This window comes from uncultured Polaribacter sp. (assembly GCF_947501385.1).
GTDB lineage: Bacteria > Bacteroidota > Bacteroidia > Flavobacteriales > Flavobacteriaceae > Polaribacter.
Map to the genome: position 1 here is coordinate 1 of NZ_CANMVP010000060.1, position 3,628 is coordinate 3,628.

Annotated in this window: 4 protein-coding genes; all 4 read left to right on the forward strand. The window is 33.9% G+C overall.

Annotation, left to right across the window (positions count from 1 at the left end):
- A partial coding sequence (locus Q0998_RS19110) for a T9SS type B sorting domain-containing protein (RefSeq protein ID WP_299673007.1) occupies positions 1 to 1,003 on the forward strand: 1,003 nt, incomplete at its 5' end.
- 117 nt (positions 1,004 to 1,120) lie between these two features.
- A complete protein-coding gene (locus tag Q0998_RS19115) occupies positions 1,121 to 2,749 on the forward strand; it encodes a carboxyl transferase domain-containing protein (RefSeq protein ID WP_299673010.1) in 1,629 nt (542 codons plus the stop codon).
- A 129-nt stretch (positions 2,750 to 2,878) separates the two neighbouring features.
- Positions 2,879 to 3,190, forward strand: coding sequence for a GIY-YIG nuclease family protein (locus Q0998_RS19120; protein ID WP_299673013.1), 312 nt, complete (start codon positions 2,879 to 2,881; stop codon positions 3,188 to 3,190).
- 232 nt (positions 3,191 to 3,422) lie between these two features.
- Positions 3,423 to 3,628, forward strand: a 206-nt coding sequence (locus tag Q0998_RS19125) for a GIY-YIG nuclease family protein (protein ID WP_299673016.1), incomplete at its 3' end; no start/stop codon positions are given.

The following is a 3,628-nucleotide window of genomic DNA, read 5'->3' on the forward strand; positions in this document are numbered from 1 at the left end:
TCAGATTCCTGGTTTATTAGGAACCACTCAAGATCCTGATGATTTTAACGTTACTTTTCACCATACTCAAGCAGATGTAGCTACAGGGAATTTACCGATAAGTTCTCCATATACAAACTCAAATACTACGGAAACCATCTTTGCAAGAATTCAACACAAGGCCACTTTCTGTGTAAATGACGATGCTACTTTTGATCTCATTGTAAATCCTTTACCAGACTTTACGGTCACTTCTCCTCAAATTTTATGTTTAAACGATACTCCTTTAACCATTGCTGTTGAAAATCCTTCAGCTATATATACCTATGAATGGAGAAATGCTGCTGGAAATTTGATCAGTACAAATGAAGATACAGCTATCACCACTGGTGGAAATTATACAGTAACTGCCACCACCACAAACGGAACCAATTGTACAAGAGCAGAAACGATTGTGGTTACTGAATCGAATCCTGCAGTTTTAAATGCCAGTTTTGTAACGATTGTAGACGAAGGAAATAACATTGGCAGCGAAAACAATTTGTCTATTTTAATAGATACCGTAAACAACAATTTAGGTTTGGGAGACTACCAATTCGCCCTTAGAAATGATGATGAAAACACCACGACTTTATTTCAAGATGCACCCATTTTTGAAGATTTAGAAGGCGGTATTTACACCATCATTGTAAAGGATAAAAATGGTTGTGCACCCGATGCTACTTTGCAAGTTTCTGTCATTCAGTTTCCAAAATTCTTTACACCCAATGGCGATGGAAAAAATGATACTTGGATAATTAAAGGCGCTAACAAAACATTTTACCCAAATGCGAGTATCAATATCTTTAATCGATTCGGAAAATTAGTAGCACAACTTCCAATCGACGGGCAAGGTTGGAATGGAACCTACAACGGAAAAAAACTTTCTTCGGATGATTATTGGTTTCACATCACACTAATTCCCGCAGATACCTCTAAACCAACCGTTCACAAAAAAGGTAATTTCTCGCTGTTGAGAAGGTAAAAAATGGTTTCAGCTTTCAAGTAAAAGTTTAAGAAACATTTATAAGAATACAAAATCTTCCGTGGGAGTTTCACAACAATATTTCTTAATTTAGCACAAACTTAGAAATGAATTCCTATGGATATCAACTTCAATAAAAACGAAGATTATAACAGACTTTTAGCTTCAGATTTACGCAAACGCTTTCTAAAAGTAAAATTAGGTGGTGGTCAAAAAAGAATTGACAAGCAACACGAAAAAGGGAAAATGACTGCTCGTGAAAGGGTTGATTATTTGTTAGATTCAAAATCGAAATCTATAGAAATTGCTGCATTTGCAGGTGATGATATGTATGCAGAACATGGTGGCTGTCCTTCTGGAGGTGTTATTGTTAAAATTGGTTACATCAAAGGGAAACAGTGTATTGTTGTTGCAAATGATGCAACCGTAAAAGCGGGTGCTTGGTTTCCTATTACAGGAAAAAAGAATTTACGTGCGCAAGAAATATCCATAGAAAACAGATTACCAATTATTTACTTAGTAGATTCTGCAGGTGTTTATTTACCAATGCAAGACGAAATTTTTCCAGATAAAGAACATTTTGGGCGTATTTTTAGAAACAACGCTGTAATGAGCAGTATGGGAATAACCCAAATTTCTGCAGTGATGGGAAGTTGCGTTGCGGGTGGTGCCTATTTACCAATTATGAGTGATGAAGCTTTAATTGTAGACAAAACAGCTAGTATTTTTCTGGCAGGAAGTTATTTGGTAAAAGCCGCCATTGGAGAATCTATTGATAATGAAACGTTAGGTGGTGCAACTACACATTGTGAAATTTCTGGTGTTACAGATTACAAGGCCAAAGACGATAAAGATGCTTTAGACAAAATAAAATTTATAGTTGATAAAATTGGTGATTATGATAAGGCTGGTTTTAGCAAAACCGAATCTTTTCCACCAAAAGAAAAAGAAGAAGATATCTTTGGAATTTTACCAAAAGAAAGAAATGCACAATATGATATGCTAGCAATCATAAAGCGCCTGGTAGACAATTCTGAGTTTGAACAGTACAAAGAAGGGTATGGTAAAACAATCATAACAGGTTATGCAAGAATTGATGGTTGGGCAGTTGGTATTGTTGCCAATCAACGTAAATTAGTAAAAACCAAAAAAGGAGAAATGCAATTTGGCGGCGTAATTTATAATGATTCTGCTGACAAATCTACACGTTTTATTGCCAATTGTAATCAGAAAAAAATACCTTTAGTATTCTTGCAAGATGTTACTGGTTTTATGGTGGGTAGTAAATCTGAACACGGAGGAATTATAAAAGACGGTGCAAAAATGGTCAATGCAGTTAGTAATTCTGTTGTACCAAAATTTACAGTTGTTATTGGCAATTCTTACGGAGCTGGAAATTATGCGATGTGCGGTAAAGCCTACGACCCAAGATTAATTGTTGCCTGGCCTTCTGCTGAACTAGCAGTAATGAGTGGTAATTCTGCTGCAAAAGTTTTATTACAAATTGAAACGGCTTCTCTTAAAAAAAGAGGTGAAGAAATTACACCAGAAAAAGAGACCGAATTATTCGATAAAATAAAATCAAGATACGACAAACAAATTTCTCCGTATTATGCTGCTTCTAGAATTTGGACAGATGCTGTGATAAATCCTTTAGATACCAGAACTTGGATTTCTATGGGAATTGAAGCTGCAAACCACGCTCCTATTACAAAGCAATTTAATATGGGGGTTTTACAGGTTTAATAAAATTAGTTGAAATTTAACTATTATTCAGTTAAACAGTTTCCACCCAGTTTTGTCATGCTGGAAGCATCCCACATAATTATGGAACAAAGTTTGCAAAATTTTAAAACGAATTAAATTTACCAAACAATGATAGAACACAAAGAAGGCATTTACAACTTTTACGTTTACATCATTACAAATAAAAACAAAACAGTTTTATACACTGGCGTTACAAATAATTTAAAACTACGATTACATCCACATCGAGAAAAAAACAACCCTAAAAGTTTTACCGCTAAATATAATGTTCATTACTTATTATATTTTGAACATTTTGGTTGGATTCAACAAGCGATTGTCAGAGAAAAGGAAATAAAAGATTTAACTAGACAAAAGAAATTAAATCTTATTCAAGATGAAAATCCTGAAATGAAATTTTTGAATCATTATTTTGAGTAAAGATGTGCGTGACTCTTCCAGAGTGACAAACTAAACGAATAAGTTGTATACAAACAATCCCCACCCAATTTTGTCATGCTGGAAGCATCCCACACAACTATGGAAAAAACTCTTCCAGAGCAGCAAACTTAGAGTAAATATTGTTAGCAACAAGTTTGTCATGCTGGAAGCATCTCACATAATTAAGCAAAAAAGTTTGCAAAATTTTAAAATGAATTAAATTAACCAAACAATGATAGAACACAAAGAAGGCATTTACAACTTTTACGTTTACATCATTACAAATAAAAACAAAACAGTTTTATACACTGGCGTTACAAATAATTTAAAACTACGATTACATCAACATCGAGAAAAAAACAACCCTAAAAGTTTTACCGCTAAATATAATGTTCATTACTTATTATATTTTGAACATTTTGGTTGGATTCAACAAGC